Origin of the sequence: Atlantibacter sp., assembly GCF_032062175.1 — a bacterium.
Lineage (GTDB): Bacteria > Pseudomonadota > Gammaproteobacteria > Enterobacterales > Enterobacteriaceae > Atlantibacter.
In genome coordinates this window covers 1-13,528 of sequence record NZ_DAMBQK010000007.1, presented here as the reverse complement: position 1 = coordinate 13,528, position 13,528 = coordinate 1, and the positions used below count along the sequence as shown (strand labels likewise).

Below are 13,528 nucleotides of genomic sequence, written 5' to 3'. Positions count from 1 at the left end.
AAGGCGAATGAGTTCTGGCGGTCTGATCTGCCGCCAGTGGTTTTTATTGTTCAGCGAGCGGTCTTACCCCCGAAACTGATCGCGCGGCATGATGTTGACCGTTTCATGCAGTTCCGACCACACCAGAACCGCGTCGCCGCGTTCCAGTTGGTGCTTTACCTGAGAGACTTTATCGCTGAGCGAGCGTTCATGTTCACCATAATCGGTGCCTTCCCGCAAGACAAAAGCTTCAATGAGGTTTTCAAGCGTTTCCGGGTCGAGGGATTGCCAGGGAATAATCATGGTTTATCCAGATAAGGTGTGAGCCAGTCGGGAATGCGCGCTTCAAGCCACATTTTCGGACGCAGGGCGGTACCGCCTACGAATCCCACGTGCCCGCCATATTCGGTCAACTGGTATTCGATATTGGCCGGTAGCTGGGCGATATCTGGGATAACGTGGCTATCCATAAACGGGTCGTCCTGCGCATGAATGATAAGTGTAGGCTGGGTAATCGACGCCAGCAGCGGCATCGCGCTACAGCGCCGGTAATAATCGATGGCGTCGTCAAAACCGTGGGCTTTTGAGGTGATCAAATCGTCGAATTCACGCAGGCGGCGGATCCCTTTCAACTGGGCTATATCTACCGGCAGCGTACCCGGATAAGCCAGCAGCTTGCGCGAGGCATTGGCCTTAAGCAAATTCAACAGGTAGTGCTGATAGACCCGGGAAAAGCCTTTTTCCATATGGTAGCAGCAATGTTCCAGCACAAACGGCGCGGAGACAATCACCGCCGCGTTGACCGGCAGTTGTGGATACTTCGCCAACATGCAGCCCAGCATATTGCCGCCGAGAGAAAAACCTACCGCCGCGGTGGGCTGCTCGCCAAACTGTTGCGCGACCCACTCCAGAAACCAGCGGCCGTCTTCGGTTTCGCCGGAATGGTAAATGCGGTGCATGCGATTCGGTTCACCGCTGCATCCCCGGAAATGCATTACCACCCCCAGCCAGCCGCGGGCTTTCGCCGCCTGGATCAGTCCGTGGGCGTAAGGGCTGTTCAGGCTGCCTTCCAGACCGTGGAAAATCACCAGCCGGGGTTTATGGCGCGCCTGTTCTGGATCTTCGCTCCAGGCCAGATCGACAAAATCGCCATCGGGCGTATCCAGCCGCTGCCATACCGGGGTGAACTGGAGCCGCCGCCGCAGGATGCGCGGCAGCATGGTTTGCAGATGAGGATTGCGCACGCCCGGCATAGGCCGAAAATGGCGCGACGTCTCTTCGTTCTCGGTTAAATCCGCAGGAGTAATTTCAGCCATAGCACAGGTTCATCGTGAGTATTCGCCCTTCCCGTGATGCTGGCCGAAGAAGGGCATCGGTGATTATGGCTCCTGAAGCAGTTGCTCCAACTGCTCCTGAGCGTCCAGCCATTCCATTTCGCAGTTTTCCAGGTCGCCTTTGGTTTTGGCCTGGCGTTGCAGGCAGTCCGTTAAATCGGCCTTACGGCTTTGATCGTATAACGTGCTGTCGCCAAGCTGTTCTTCCACATCGGCAAGCTGCTGCTGGAGTTTTTCCATCAGCTTTTCGAGACGCATAATCTCTTTGCGCAGCGGCTGCGTCAGGGTGCGCAGCTCTGCCTCACGGCGCTTCTGATCTTTACGCGATTGGGCGCTGTTGGCGTTGTCTTTTGCGGCTTCTGCCGGCTGGCTTTCCTGCTTTTGCAGGTCGCTTAACCACTTCTGGTAATCTTCCAGATCGCCGTCGAAGGCTTCCACTTTGCCGTCATGCACCAGATACAGGTCATCGGTGGTAGAACGCAGTAAATGGCGGTCGTGCGAGACCACCACCAGCGCGCCTTCAAATTCAATCAGCGCATCGGTCAATGCCTGGCGCATATCCAGATCGAGGTGGTTGGTCGGTTCATCAAGCAGCAGCAGGTTAGGGCGCTGCCAGACGATCAGCGCCAGCACCAGGCGCGCTTTTTCGCCGCCGGAGAAGCGTTCGGTATTCTCGCTAACCTTATCGCCCTGGAAACCGAATCCGCCGAGGTAATCGCGCAGCTGCTGTTCCAGTTCACGCGGTGCAATACGCGCCAGGTGCTGGAGCGGCGACTCGTCGGCACGCAAAAACTCCAACTGGTGCTGGGCGAAGTAACCCAGCTTGATACCTTTCGCCAGACCGATTTCGCCCTGCATCGGAGCCAGTTCGCCCGCCAGCAGTTTGATCAGCGTTGATTTACCCGCGCCGTTACGGCCCAGCAAACCGATGCGCGAGCCCGGCACCAGGTTGAGTTTAATTGAGTCGAGAATCGTTTTATCGCCATAGCCCGCGCTCACTATTTCCATTTTCAGCAGCGGGTTGGGCAGGCTTTCCGGGGCGCGAAAACTAAAGTGGAACGGGTTGTCGACGTGCGCCGGCAAAATCAGCTCCATGCGCTCGAGCATTTTGATGCGGCTCTGGGCCTGCTTCGCTTTGGAGGCTTTGGCTTTAAAACGGTCAATAAAGCTTTGCAGGTGCGCCACGCGCTGCTGCTGGCTTTCATACATCGACTGCTGCTGCGCAAGGCGCGTGGCGCGCTGGCGCTCGAACGAGCTGTAGTTGCCGGTGTATTCGAACATCGTCTGCTGCTCGATATGAATGATTTTATCCACCACCGGATCGAGGAAGTCACGGTCGTGGGAAATCAAAATCAGCGTTCCCTGATAGCTTTTCAGCCATTTTTCCAGCCAGATAACCGCGTCCAGGTCCAGGTGGTTGGTGGGTTCATCGAGCAGCAGCAGGTCGGAACGGCAGATCAGCGCCTGCGCCAGGTTAAGGCGCATCCGCCAGCCGCCGGAGAAATCGCTAACCGGGCGGTCAAGCTGCTCGTTACTGAAGCCTAATCCGTGCAACAGACTGGCGGCGCGGGCGCGGATCGACCAGGCATTTATGGCGTCGAGTTTGCCGTGCGCGGTGGCGATGGCGTGACCGTCATTGCGGACGTTGGCGTCGTTAAGCTCGCGCTCAAACTGGCGGTATTCGCGATCGCCGTCGATCACGTATTCAATGGCCGGGACGGCGAGGGCAGGGGTTTCCTGGTTTACCCAGGCGAGCTGCCAGTTGCCCGGAAAGGTGTAGCTCCCCCCGTCGGCGGTGATTTCGCTTTTCAACAGCGACAGCAGGGTGGATTTACCACAGCCGTTTTTACCCACCAGCCCCACTTTTTGGCCGGGGTTGATGGTAGCAGTCGCGTTATCCAGCAGTACGCGTGTGCCGCGACGAATTTGCAACGAGGAGAATACAATCATAGAGCGCCGTATGTTCTGACTATGTTAATTTGTCATTATGATAATGTAAGGTGTGGGCGATTTGCCGCACCGGGCCGCAATGGTAGCCCAAAAAGAAGACGATACACAAAATCATTCTGGCTGCGCCATCGCGGCAAGAAGATCGGCGGCGCAGGCTGTTGCGTGCCCGTCAGAAAGAGAAAAGTAATACGCCCGGGAGGGGAATGATGTCAGACACAGCGAAAGTGTTGCTGCTGTATGCCCATCCGGAATCCCAGGACTCGGTGGCTAACCGGGTTCTGCTTAAGCCGGCTTCGCAACTTGCAAATGTTACCGTGCACGATCTCTATGCACACTATCCAGACTTTTTTATTGATATCCCCCGCGAACAGGAACTGCTGTTGGCGCACGACGTCATTGTGTTTCAACACCCGCTTTATACCTACAGTTGCCCCGCATTGCTTAAAGAGTGGCTCGACCGGGTACTTAGCCGCGGCTTTGCCAGCGGACCGGGAGGGAATCAGCTTGCGGGAAAGTACTGGCGTAGCGTGATCACCACCGGCGAGCCGGAAGGCGCTTATCGCGGTGATGGTTTTAATCGCTACTCTCTCAGTGAAATACTTCGTCCCTTTGAACTGACGGCGGCCATGTGCCATATGCAGTGGCTATCGCCGATGATCGTCTACTGGGCGCGTCGCCAGGCGCTGGCGGAATTAGAAAACCATGCCAAAGCCTATGGCGAATGGCTGGCGTCGCCGCGCATTCCGGGAGGTCGATAATGGAAGGCACGGATCTGTTGTTAGCAGGCGTGCTGTTTTTATTCGCGGCGGTGGTGGCCGTGCCGCTGGCGGCGCGGCTGGGCATTGGCGCGGTGTTGGGCTATTTGCTGGCGGGGATTGCCATCGGCCCGTGGGGGCTGGGTTTTATCAGCGACGTCGATGAGATCCTTCACTTCTCTGAGCTGGGCGTGGTGTTCCTGATGTTTATCATCGGGCTGGAACTGAACCCGGCCAAACTATGGCAACTGCGGCGCTCGATATTCGGCGTGGGCGCGGCGCAGGTGTTGCTCAGCGCAGGTATCTTAGCGGTGTTGCTGATACTGACCAAATTCTCCTGGCAGGCGGCGATTGTCGGCGGGATTGGCCTGGCGATGTCCTCTACCGCCATGGCGCTACAGCTAATGCGTGAAAAAGGCATGAACCGCAGCGAGTCCGGGCAACTGGGTTTTTCAGTGCTGCTGTTCCAGGATTTGGCGGTGATCCCGGCGCTGGCCCTGGTGCCGCTGCTGGCGGGCAATGCCGATGAGCATCTCGACTGGGCTAAAGTCGGCCTGAAGGTGCTGGCGTTCGCCGGGATGCTGATTGGCGGCCGCTATCTACTGCGCCCGGTGTTTCGCTTTATTGCCAGCTCCGGCGTCCGCGAGGTATTTACTGCCGCGACGCTGCTGCTGGTGCTGGGTTCGGCGCTGTTTATGGACGCGCTAGGCCTGTCGATGGCGCTGGGGACATTTATCGCCGGGATCTTGTTGGCGGAAAGCGAGTACCGCCATGAGCTGGAAATCGCTATCGATCCCTTCAAGGGCTTATTGCTGGGACTGTTTTTTATCTCCGTCGGCATGGCGCTTAATCTCGGCGTGCTCTATACCCATATTCTGCTGGTGGTGGCAGGCGTCGCTATTCTGGTGGCGGTGAAAATGGCGGTGCTTTACGGCCTCGCCCATATCTACGGGTTGCGTAATTCGGAGCGGTTGCAGTTTTCCGGCGTGCTCAGCCAGGGCGGCGAATTTGCGTTTGTGCTGTTTTCGACGGCGTCATCGCAGCGGTTATTTCAGGGGGACCAGATGGCGCTGCTACTGGTCACCGTGACGCTATCAATGATGACGACGCCGCTATTAATGAAGCGCATTGATAAGCATCTGGCACGTCGGTTCAACGAACCTGAGGATAGTGATGAGCAACCCTGGGTGGAGGATGATAAGCCGCAGGTGATCGTCGTGGGCTTTGGGCGCTTCGGTCAGGTGATCGGACGCTTGCTGATGGCCAACAAGATGCGTATTACGGTGCTGGAGCGCGATATTAGCAGCGTCAATTTGATGCGCAAATATGGCTATAAGGTTTACTACGGGGATGCGACACAACTCGAGCTTTTGCGTTCTGCTGGGGCGGAACAAGCAAAATCCATTGTCATCACCAGCAATGAGCCGGAAGATACCCTAAAGATTGTGCATCTTTGCCAACAGCATTTCCCTCATCTGGCGATTCTGGCTCGTGCGCGGGGGCGCGTTGAAGCGCATGAGCTGTTGCAGGCGGGCGTCACGCAGTTTTCCCGCGAGACGTTCTCCAGTGCGCTTGAGCTTGGCCGCAAAGCGTTAATATCGGTGGGGCTGCATCCCCATCAGGCCCAGCGCGCGCAGCTTCATTTTCGTCGGCTGGATATGCGGATGCTGCGGGAATTGATGCCGATCCATACCGATACCGCGCAGATATCCCGCGTGCGCGAAGCCCGCCGCGAACTGGAAGAGATCTTCCAGCGCGAAATGCAGCTGGAGCGGCGGCAGTTTGATGGTTGGGATGAGTTTGAGTAACAACGAGGTACGGCAGTGCGAAAAAGATTTATAGCCGGGGCGGTCTGCCCGTCCTGCCAGGCGCAAGATTCGCTGGCGATGTGGCGCGAAAACAATGTCGATATAGTTGAATGCGTTAAGTGCGGGCATCAGATGCGCGAAGCGGATAAATCCGCCCAGCCGCATGTGCGCGAGCAAGAACAGGTGATAGGGATTTTCCATCCCGACTAGCGCGATCCACCCGCTTTTTTTAAGCTTAGGGGTACACAGGCGTCGATTTCCGTTACAATCGGCGCCAGAAATTTTTCCACGCTCAGGAGATATCATGAAAGTAGCAAAAGACCTGGTGGTCAGCCTGGCCTATCAGGTACGTACAGAAGACGGTGTATTGGTGGATGAGTCTCCGGTGAGTGCACCGCTGGACTATCTTCATGGTCATGGCTCACTGATTTCCGGTCTGGAAAATGCGCTGGAAGGCCATGACGTTGGCGATAAATTCGACGTTGCTGTTGGCGCGAATGACGCTTACGGTCAGTACGACGAAAATCTGGTACAGCGCGTACCGAAAGACGTGTTCATGGGCGTTGACGAGCTGCAGGTTGGCATGCGTTTCTTGGCTGAAACTGACCAGGGCCCGGTTCCGGTTGAAATCACTGAAGTGGAAGATGACCATGTTGTGGTTGATGGCAACCACATGCTGGCTGGCCAGAATCTGAAATTCAATGTGGAAGTTGTTGCAATCCGCGAAGCGACCGAAGAAGAACTGGCTCATGGCCACGTTCACGGTGCGCACGGGCATGACCACGATCACGACCACGACCATGGTCACGACGGCTGCTGCGGTGGCCACGGCCATGACCACGGTCATGAGCATGGCAAAGGCGGTTGCGGCGGCAACGGCGGCTGTGGCTGCCACTAAGCGCTAAACGAAAAAGGCAGCCTGGCTGCCTTTTTTATTGGTCGGAATTAATAGTGCGGCGGAGGCGTTTCTTCAGACTGCGACGCAATCATCGAAGGTTGGGTGGCTTTCAGCTTATCCACCAACAGCCGTAAATGCTCACGCAGTTTAACCATTTCCAGCTCGTGCGCGGTTACCGTCTGGTTTAACTCTTCGATGGTAATTTCCTGAAATGCAAGACGACTTTCAAGTTCTGCCAGCCGTTGTTCGGTCGATTGATGCTGCATGACTATCCTCTCTGACAGCGTTTAAACATATTTTGTGATTTTACGCGAAAAAACAGAGCGCTTGCAGCGGTGATTTGCCGTGGATGAAACTTCTGCACACAAAAATAGTCTCATTTTGATCCTATAACGGTCCCGAAGATTGTGTAGATTTCTTCCGCGACGTTATAGTAAGCCTCTTTGCTGATATAAAACCGGGGTGAGAGGCCTCGGTTCTGGAGAAATGGATGAAATCACTGTTTAAAGTCACGCTGTTGGCGACCACCATGGCCGTTGCTCTGAATGCACCTGCGTTTGCTGCTCCTGCGGCCGCGCCTGCTGCAACTGCTGAGAGCAAATCAGCATTCCAAAACGACGACCAGAAATCAGCTTATGCGCTGGGTGCTTCGCTGGGTCGTTACATGGAGAACTCCTTAAAAGAACAAGAAAAGCTGGGCATCAAATTAGATAAAGCACAGCTGATTGCCGGTGTTCAGGACGCATTTGCAGATAAGAGCAAACTTTCCGATCAGGAAATTGAGCAGACTCTCCAGGCGTTTGAAGCCCGCGTGAAAGCATCCGCGCAAGAGAAGATGGAAAAAGACGCGAAAGAAAATGCCGATAAGGGCAAAGCCTATCGTGATACTTTTGCCAAAGAGAAAGGCGTGAAAACCTCTTCTACTGGCCTGCTGTATAAAGTTGAAAAAGCCGGTACTGGCGATGCGCCGAAAGACAGCGATACCGTCGTGGTTAACTATAAAGGCACGCTGGTCGACGGTAAGGAGTTTGATAACTCTTACACCCGTGGCGAACCGCTCTCCTTCCGTCTTGACGGTGTGATCCCGGGCTGGACTGAAGGCCTGAAAAACATCAAGAAAGGCGGTAAAATCAAGCTGGTTATCCCACCGGAGCTGGCTTACGGTAAAAACGGCGTTCCGGGTATTCCTGCCAACTCTACGCTGGTCTTTGACGTAGAACTGCTGGATATCAAGCCGGCATCGAAAGCTGATGCCGCGCCGGAAGCCGCAGCAGAGGGCAAAGCTGCTGCTGGCGACGACGCTAAGAAGTAAGCAACCGTTTGAAACCGCCGCCTGCCAGGCGGCGGTTTTTTATTTGCCAGACGGGAGCTGTCCGTTATGTTTCGGACCAGGGCGCACGCAACCTGAAAGATAACGGTATAATTAAAACTGGCAAACACGTCTGACGCTGTATTACTTTATCTGTTTGCGTAACAACTGAGTGATGAGTCTGCCCTGACACCTAAATACGACAGGCTCTATGTATAGGGTGGTATTCTTTCATGTCCAATTCGCTTTTGACCAACGAGACCAGTGAACTCGATTTACTGGATCAGCGTCCTTTTGATCAAACTGATTTCGATATCCTCAAATCCTATGAAGCGGTAGTGGACGGGTTAGCTATGCTGATTGGCTCACATTGCGAAATCGTGTTGCACTCTTTGCAGGACCTGAAATGCTCCGCCATCCGCATCGCCAATGGCGAACACACCGGACGAAAAATTGGATCGCCAATTACCGATCTGGCGCTGCGTATGTTGCATGATATGACCGGCGCTGACAGTAGCGTGTCGAAGTGCTATTTCACCCGCGCCAAAAGCGGCGTACTGATGAAGTCGGTGACGATTGCTATTCGTAACCGCGATCAGCGGGTGATTGGCCTGTTGTGCATCAATATGAACCTTGACGTGCCGTTCTCACAGATTATGAGTACCTTTGTGCCGCCGGAAACCCAGGACCAGGAAGTGCCGTCCTCGGTTAACTTCGCTTCCTCGGTGGAAGACCTGGTGATGCAGACGCTGGAGTTCACCATTGAAGAGGTCAATGCCGATCGCAACGTCTCCAACAACGCCAAGAACCGCCAGATTGTGCTGAACCTTTATGAGAAAGGCATTTTTGATATTAAAGACGCTATCAACCAGGTCGCCGATCGGTTGAACATCTCCAAGCACACGGTTTACCTCTATATTCGCCAGTTCAAGAGCGGCGACTTTACCGGGCAAGAGCGCTAATGCGTTTTGCGCTTATGGTCACTGGCCCGGCGTATGGCACACAGCAAGCCAGTAGCGCTTATCAGTTTGCCCTGGCGGCGTTCGACGAAGGGCACAGCGTGGAAAGCGTCTTCTTTTATCGGGAAGGCGTATACAACGCGAACCAACTGACATCTCCTGCCAGCGACGAATTCGATATAGTGCGAGCCTGGCAGCGTTTAAGCGAAGAGCGCGGCGTTGCGCTGCATATTTGCGTCGCAGCGGCGTTGCGGCGCGGCATTACCGATAAAGAACAGGCGCAGCAGCTTAATTTGCCGGGCGCGAACCTTCAGCCGGGGTTTCGGTTAAGCGGTCTTGGCGCACTGGCTGAGGCGGCGTTGACCAGCGATCGTATGGTGCAATTCTAATGAAACGTGTCGCGTTTGTTTTTGCCTCTGCCCCACATGGCTCTTCAGCAGGGCGCGAAGGCCTGGATGCGCTGTTAGCGACATCGGCGCTGAGTGATGAGATCGGCGTTTTCTTTACCGGCGACGGCGTTTTTCAAATCCTGGCAGGGCAGCAGCCCGCAGAGATCCTGGCCCGCGATTATATCGCTACCTTCAAACTGCTGGCGCTCTATGATATTGAGAACTGCTGGCTGTGCGCCGACTCGCTGCGCGAGCGTGGACTAAACCCGGACGCCAGTGAGTTTGTGGTGAAGGCAGAAATGCTGGGCAGCGCGCAATTACGGGACACGCTTAACCAATACGATGTGATTTTACGTTTTTGAGGTTTCAATGCTGCATACCTTAACGCGCTCACCCTGGCAGATGGATTTCAATCACTTCCTGCGGATGCTCGCCTCTGGCGACGATGTACTGCTGATTCAGGACGGCGTAGCGGCCGGTATCGCAGGCTCCTCTTTCCTTGAATTATTACAGCACGCCCCCATATCTCTTCACGCGCTGGAAAATGACATTCTTGCGCGAGGTTTGAGTGGTCAAATTTCGACCGATATTGGCAGGGTTAGCTATAATGACTTCGTCAGATTAGCCATTAAGCATCCAAGTCAGATGAACTGGTAGCCTGAGATCGCTGTATATTTCTTGACTCCTTTTCGACAGAGCCATAAAATTCTGCGTCCTCATATTATATGAGGTCGATTTATTACGTGTTTACGAAGCAAAAGCTAAAACCAGGAGCTATTTAATGGCAACAGTTAACCAGCTGGTACGCAAACCACGCTCTCGCAAAGTTGCAAAAAGCAACGTGCCAGCGCTGGAAGCATGCCCGCAAAAACGTGGTGTATGTACCCGTGTATATACCACCACTCCGAAAAAACCGAACTCCGCTCTGCGTAAAGTGTGCCGTGTTCGTCTGACAAACGGTTTTGAAGTGACTTCCTACATCGGTGGTGAAGGTCACAACCTGCAGGAGCACTCCGTGATCCTGATCCGTGGCGGTCGTGTTAAAGACCTCCCGGGTGTTCGTTACCACACCGTTCGCGGTGCGCTTGACTGCTCCGGCGTTAAAGACCGTAAGCAAGCTCGCTCCAAGTACGGCGTGAAGCGTCCTAAGGCTTAATGGTTCTCCGTTAAGTAAGGCCAAACGTTTTATATTACTGTCAAACTAAACTCGTAGAGTTTTGGACAATCCTGAATTAACAACGGAGTATTTCCATGCCACGTCGTCGCGTCATTGGTCAGCGTAAAATTCTGCCGGATCCGAAGTTCGGATCAGAACTGCTGGCTAAATTTGTAAATATCCTGATGGTAGATGGTAAAAAATCTACTGCAGAATCAATCGTATACAGTGCTCTTGAGACCCTGGCTCAACGCTCTGGTAAATCTGAACTGGAAGCTTTCGAAGTTGCTCTCGAAAACGTGCGCCCGACTGTAGAAGTTAAGTCTCGCCGCGTTGGTGGTTCAACTTATCAGGTTCCGGTTGAAGTTCGTCCGGTCCGTCGTAATGCCCTGGCAATGCGTTGGATCGTTGAAGCTGCTCGTAAACGCGGTGATAAATCCATGGCTCTGCGCCTGGCGAACGAACTCACTGACGCTGCAGACAATAAAGGTACTGCAGTGAAGAAACGTGAAGACGTTCACCGTATGGCCGAAGCCAACAAGGCGTTCGCACACTACCGTTGGTAATCCCTTCGGAATGATAGTCACCAGGCGGGCGCTTCAGTTGGGTTGCCCGCACTGGTTAACTTAATCTGAACGCCTAATGCAATAAACGAGGAATCAAATGGCTCGTACAACACCCATTGCACGCTACCGTAATATCGGTATCAGTGCACACATCGACGCCGGTAAAACCACTACTACCGAACGTATTCTGTTCTACACCGGTGTAAACCATAAAATCGGTGAAGTTCATGACGGCGCCGCTACCATGGACTGGATGGAACAAGAGCAGGAGCGTGGTATCACCATCACCTCCGCAGCGACTACTGCGTTCTGGTCTGGTATGGCTAAGCAGTATGAACCGCATCGTGTAAACATCATCGACACCCCGGGCCACGTTGACTTCACCATCGAAGTAGAACGTTCCATGCGTGTTCTTGACGGTGCGGTAATGGTTTACTGCGCAGTTGGTGGTGTTCAGCCGCAGTCTGAAACCGTATGGCGTCAGGCAAACAAATACAAAGTTCCACGTATCGCGTTCGTTAACAAAATGGACCGTATGGGTGCGAACTTCCTGAAAGTTGTTGGTCAGATCAAATCCCGTCTGGGCGCGAACCCGGTTCCGCTGCAGCTGGCGATTGGTGCTGAAGAAGGTTTCACTGGCGTTGTTGACCTGGTGAAAATGAAAGCCATCAACTGGAACGACGCAGATCAGGGCGTGACCTTCGAATACGAAGATATCCCGGCTGATATGCAGGATCTGGCTGAAGAATGGCACCAGAATCTGATCGAATCTGCTGCTGAAGCTTCTGAAGAGCTGATGGAAAAATACCTGGGCGGCGAAGAGCTGACCGAGGAAGAAATCAAGAAAGCTCTGCGTCAGCGCGTTCTGAACAACGAAATCATCCTGGTAACCTGTGGTTCTGCGTTTAAGAACAAAGGTGTTCAGGCAATGCTGGATGCGGTAATCGATTACCTGCCGGCACCGACTGACGTACCTGCGATCAACGGTATGCTAGATGACGGTAAAGATACCCCGGCTGAGCGTCACGCTAACGATGACGAGCCGTTCTCTGCACTGGCGTTCAAAATTGCTACCGACCCGTTCGTAGGTAACCTGACGTTCTTCCGCGTGTACTCTGGCGTGGTTAACTCTGGTGATACCGTGCTGAACTCCGTGAAAGCGGCTCGTGAGCGTTTTGGTCGTATCGTACAGATGCACGCTAACAAACGTGAAGAGATTAAAGAAGTTCGCGCAGGCGATATCGCGGCTGCTATCGGTCTGAAAGACGTGACTACGGGTGATACTCTGTGTGATCCGAACGCGCCGATCATTCTGGAGCGTATGGAATTCCCTGAGCCGGTAATCTCCATCGCCGTAGAACCGAAAACCAAAGCTGACCAGGAAAAAATGGGTCTGGCTCTGGGCCGTCTGGCTAAAGAAGACCCGTCTTTCCGCGTATGGACTGACGAAGAGTCTAACCAGACCATCATCGCCGGTATGGGCGAACTGCACCTCGACATCATCGTTGACCGCATGAAGCGTGAGTTCAACGTTGAAGCTAACGTGGGTAAACCTCAGGTTGCTTACCGCGAAGCGATTCGCGCGAAAGTTACCGACATTGAAGGTAAACACGCTAAGCAGTCTGGTGGTCGTGGTCAGTACGGTCATGTTGTTATCGACATGTACCCGCTGGAGCCGGGCTCAAATCCGAAAGGTTATGAGTTCGTCAACGACATCAAGGGCGGTGTAATTCCTGGCGAATACATCCCGGCCGTTGATAAAGGTATCCAGGAGCAGTTGAAGTCTGGTCCGCTGGCGGGTTACCCGGTAGTAGACATGGGCGTGCGTCTGCACTTCGGTTCTTACCATGACGTTGACTCCTCTGAACTGGCGTTTAAACTGGCCGCTTCTATCGCCTTTAAAGAAGGCTTTAAGAAAGCGAAACCTGTTCTGCTTGAGCCGATCATGAAGGTTGAAGTAGAAACTCCAGAAGAGAACACCGGTGACGTTATCGGTGACTTGAGCCGTCGTCGTGGTATGCTGCGCGGTCAGGAATCTGAAGTTACTGGCGTTAAGATCCACGCTGAAGTACCGCTGTCTGAAATGTTCGGATATGCGACTCAGCTGCGTTCTCTGACCAAAGGTCGTGCATCTTATACTATGGAATTCCTGAAGTATGATGATGCGCCGAACAACGTTGCTCAGGCCGTAATTGAAGCTCGTGGCAAATAAGCCCCGGGGTTAAAACTAATGTCCCGTGCTCTCCTCTAGTTGGGGAGAGCACTATAGTAAGGAATATAGCCGTGTCTAAAGAAAAATTTGAACGTACAAAACCGCACGTTAACGTTGGTACTATCGGCCACGTTGACCACGGTAAAACTACCCTGACTGCTGCCATCACTACCGTTCTGGCTAAAACCTACGGTGGTTCTGCTCGTGCATTCG

General features: G+C 53.9%; 17 protein-coding genes. 13 read left to right on the top strand and 4 right to left on the bottom strand.

The features are described 5' to 3' along the window. Positions 1–63 precede the first annotated feature (63 nt). The 3 genes from RT120_RS08645 to RT120_RS08635 form a co-directional block, all read right to left on the bottom strand. Entirely contained in the window at positions 64–282 is a 219-nt protein-coding gene (locus tag RT120_RS08645) for a YheU family protein (RefSeq protein WP_125292526.1), read from the bottom strand. Beyond that, positions 279–1,295 carry a hydrolase gene (locus RT120_RS08640; protein ID WP_312981858.1) on the bottom strand — a complete coding sequence of 339 codons (1,017 nt, stop codon included), beginning with the start codon at positions 1,293–1,295 and terminating at the stop codon, positions 279–281. The genes RT120_RS08645 and RT120_RS08640 overlap by 4 nt, the downstream gene beginning before the upstream one ends. Positions 1,296–1,358: 63 nt before the next feature. Further along, on the bottom strand, positions 1,359–3,263 hold the full coding sequence (locus RT120_RS08635) for an ABC transporter ATP-binding protein (RefSeq protein WP_312981857.1): 1,905 nt from the start codon (positions 3,261–3,263) through the stop codon (positions 1,359–1,361). 206 nt (positions 3,264–3,469) lie between these two features. Between RT120_RS08635 and kefG the strand changes: the two genes are divergently transcribed. From kefG to slyD, 4 genes are all read left to right on the top strand, one after another. Next, entirely contained in the window at positions 3,470–4,021 is a 552-nt protein-coding gene (gene kefG / locus RT120_RS08630) for a glutathione-regulated potassium-efflux system ancillary protein KefG (protein WP_144132032.1), read from the top strand. Next, positions 4,021–5,826 (top strand): glutathione-regulated potassium-efflux system protein KefB, encoded by a 1,806-nt coding sequence (gene kefB, locus RT120_RS08625; RefSeq protein WP_312981855.1) that lies wholly within the window; start codon positions 4,021–4,023, stop codon positions 5,824–5,826. The genes kefG and kefB overlap by 1 nt, the downstream gene beginning before the upstream one ends. A 15-nt stretch (positions 5,827–5,841) precedes the next feature. Beyond that, complete coding sequence (locus RT120_RS08620) at positions 5,842–6,036, top strand: YheV family putative zinc ribbon protein (RefSeq protein WP_312981853.1); 195 nt, start codon at positions 5,842–5,844, stop codon at positions 6,034–6,036. A gap of 94 nt (positions 6,037–6,130) precedes the next feature. Beyond that, positions 6,131–6,724 (top strand): peptidylprolyl isomerase, encoded by a 594-nt coding sequence (gene slyD, locus RT120_RS08615; RefSeq protein WP_312981851.1) that lies wholly within the window; start codon positions 6,131–6,133, stop codon positions 6,722–6,724. 47 nt (positions 6,725–6,771) lie between these two features. On the opposite strand, the gene RT120_RS08610 is transcribed toward slyD, so the two are convergent. Next, on the bottom strand, positions 6,772–6,990 hold the full coding sequence (locus tag RT120_RS08610; protein WP_312981849.1) for a protein SlyX: 219 nt from the start codon (positions 6,988–6,990) through the stop codon (positions 6,772–6,774). Between the two features lie 224 nt (positions 6,991–7,214). Here RT120_RS08610 and fkpA point away from each other — a divergent pair, with 224 nt between their 5' ends. The 9 genes from fkpA to RT120_RS08565 form a co-directional block, all read left to right on the top strand. Beyond that, positions 7,215–8,036 carry an FKBP-type peptidyl-prolyl cis-trans isomerase gene (fkpA, locus tag RT120_RS08605; RefSeq protein ID WP_312981848.1) on the top strand — a complete coding sequence of 274 codons (822 nt, stop codon included), beginning with the start codon at positions 7,215–7,217 and terminating at the stop codon, positions 8,034–8,036. Between the two features lie 230 nt (positions 8,037–8,266). Next, the gene (locus tag RT120_RS08600; RefSeq protein WP_125292517.1) at positions 8,267–8,995 is read left to right on the top strand and encodes a transcriptional regulator; all 729 of its coding nucleotides are present in this window, start codon (positions 8,267–8,269) and stop codon (positions 8,993–8,995) included. Further along, positions 8,995–9,381 (top strand): sulfurtransferase complex subunit TusD, encoded by a 387-nt coding sequence (gene tusD, locus RT120_RS08595; RefSeq protein ID WP_312981847.1) that lies wholly within the window; start codon positions 8,995–8,997, stop codon positions 9,379–9,381. The genes RT120_RS08600 and tusD overlap by 1 nt, the downstream gene beginning before the upstream one ends. Further along, positions 9,381–9,743, top strand: coding sequence for a sulfurtransferase complex subunit TusC (tusC, locus tag RT120_RS08590; RefSeq protein ID WP_312981846.1), 363 nt, complete (start codon positions 9,381–9,383; stop codon positions 9,741–9,743). Before tusD ends, tusC begins: the two co-directional genes overlap by 1 nt. A gap of 7 nt (positions 9,744–9,750) precedes the next feature. Next, complete coding sequence (gene tusB, locus RT120_RS08585) at positions 9,751–10,038, top strand: sulfurtransferase complex subunit TusB (RefSeq protein ID WP_312981844.1); 288 nt, start codon at positions 9,751–9,753, stop codon at positions 10,036–10,038. 124 nt (positions 10,039–10,162) lie between these two features. Then, positions 10,163–10,537 carry a 30S ribosomal protein S12 gene (gene rpsL, locus RT120_RS08580; protein ID WP_002436309.1) on the top strand — a complete coding sequence of 125 codons (375 nt, stop codon included), beginning with the start codon at positions 10,163–10,165 and terminating at the stop codon, positions 10,535–10,537. 95 nt (positions 10,538–10,632) lie between these two features. Then, complete coding sequence (rpsG, locus tag RT120_RS08575) at positions 10,633–11,103, top strand: 30S ribosomal protein S7 (RefSeq protein ID WP_183170380.1); 471 nt, start codon at positions 10,633–10,635, stop codon at positions 11,101–11,103. Between the two features lie 97 nt (positions 11,104–11,200). Beyond that, positions 11,201–13,315 carry an elongation factor G gene (gene fusA / locus RT120_RS08570; protein WP_312981841.1) on the top strand — a complete coding sequence of 705 codons (2,115 nt, stop codon included), beginning with the start codon at positions 11,201–11,203 and terminating at the stop codon, positions 13,313–13,315. Between the two features lie 71 nt (positions 13,316–13,386). Continuing rightward, positions 13,387–13,528: GTP-binding protein (locus RT120_RS08565; protein ID WP_074437493.1), on the top strand; the 142-nt coding region annotated here is incomplete at its 3' end.

Excerpts from the sequence above, each read along its gene's own strand:
- RT120_RS08645 (WP_125292526.1), bottom strand. The coding sequence starts at position 282 with ATGATTATTCCCTGGCAATCCCTCGACCCGGAAACGCTTGAAAACCTC.
- RT120_RS08640 (WP_312981858.1), bottom strand. The coding sequence starts at position 1,295 with ATGGCTGAAATTACTCCTGCGGATTTAACCGAGAACGAAGAGACGTCG.
- RT120_RS08635 (WP_312981857.1), bottom strand. The coding sequence starts at position 3,263 with ATGATTGTATTCTCCTCGTTGCAAATTCGTCGCGGCACACGCGTACTG.
- kefG (WP_144132032.1), top strand. The coding sequence starts at position 3,470 with ATGTCAGACACAGCGAAAGTGTTGCTGCTGTATGCCCATCCGGAATCC.
- kefB (WP_312981855.1), top strand. The coding sequence starts at position 4,021 with ATGGAAGGCACGGATCTGTTGTTAGCAGGCGTGCTGTTTTTATTCGCG.
- slyD (WP_312981851.1), top strand. The coding sequence starts at position 6,131 with ATGAAAGTAGCAAAAGACCTGGTGGTCAGCCTGGCCTATCAGGTACGT.
- RT120_RS08610 (WP_312981849.1), bottom strand. The coding sequence starts at position 6,990 with ATGCAGCATCAATCGACCGAACAACGGCTGGCAGAACTTGAAAGTCGT.
- fkpA (WP_312981848.1), top strand. The coding sequence starts at position 7,215 with ATGAAATCACTGTTTAAAGTCACGCTGTTGGCGACCACCATGGCCGTT.
- RT120_RS08600 (WP_125292517.1), top strand. The coding sequence starts at position 8,267 with ATGTCCAATTCGCTTTTGACCAACGAGACCAGTGAACTCGATTTACTG.
- tusD (WP_312981847.1), top strand. The coding sequence starts at position 8,995 with ATGCGTTTTGCGCTTATGGTCACTGGCCCGGCGTATGGCACACAGCAA.
- tusC (WP_312981846.1), top strand. The coding sequence starts at position 9,381 with ATGAAACGTGTCGCGTTTGTTTTTGCCTCTGCCCCACATGGCTCTTCA.
- tusB (WP_312981844.1), top strand. The coding sequence starts at position 9,751 with ATGCTGCATACCTTAACGCGCTCACCCTGGCAGATGGATTTCAATCAC.
- rpsL (WP_002436309.1), top strand. The coding sequence starts at position 10,163 with ATGGCAACAGTTAACCAGCTGGTACGCAAACCACGCTCTCGCAAAGTT.
- rpsG (WP_183170380.1), top strand. The coding sequence starts at position 10,633 with ATGCCACGTCGTCGCGTCATTGGTCAGCGTAAAATTCTGCCGGATCCG.
- fusA (WP_312981841.1), top strand. The coding sequence starts at position 11,201 with ATGGCTCGTACAACACCCATTGCACGCTACCGTAATATCGGTATCAGT.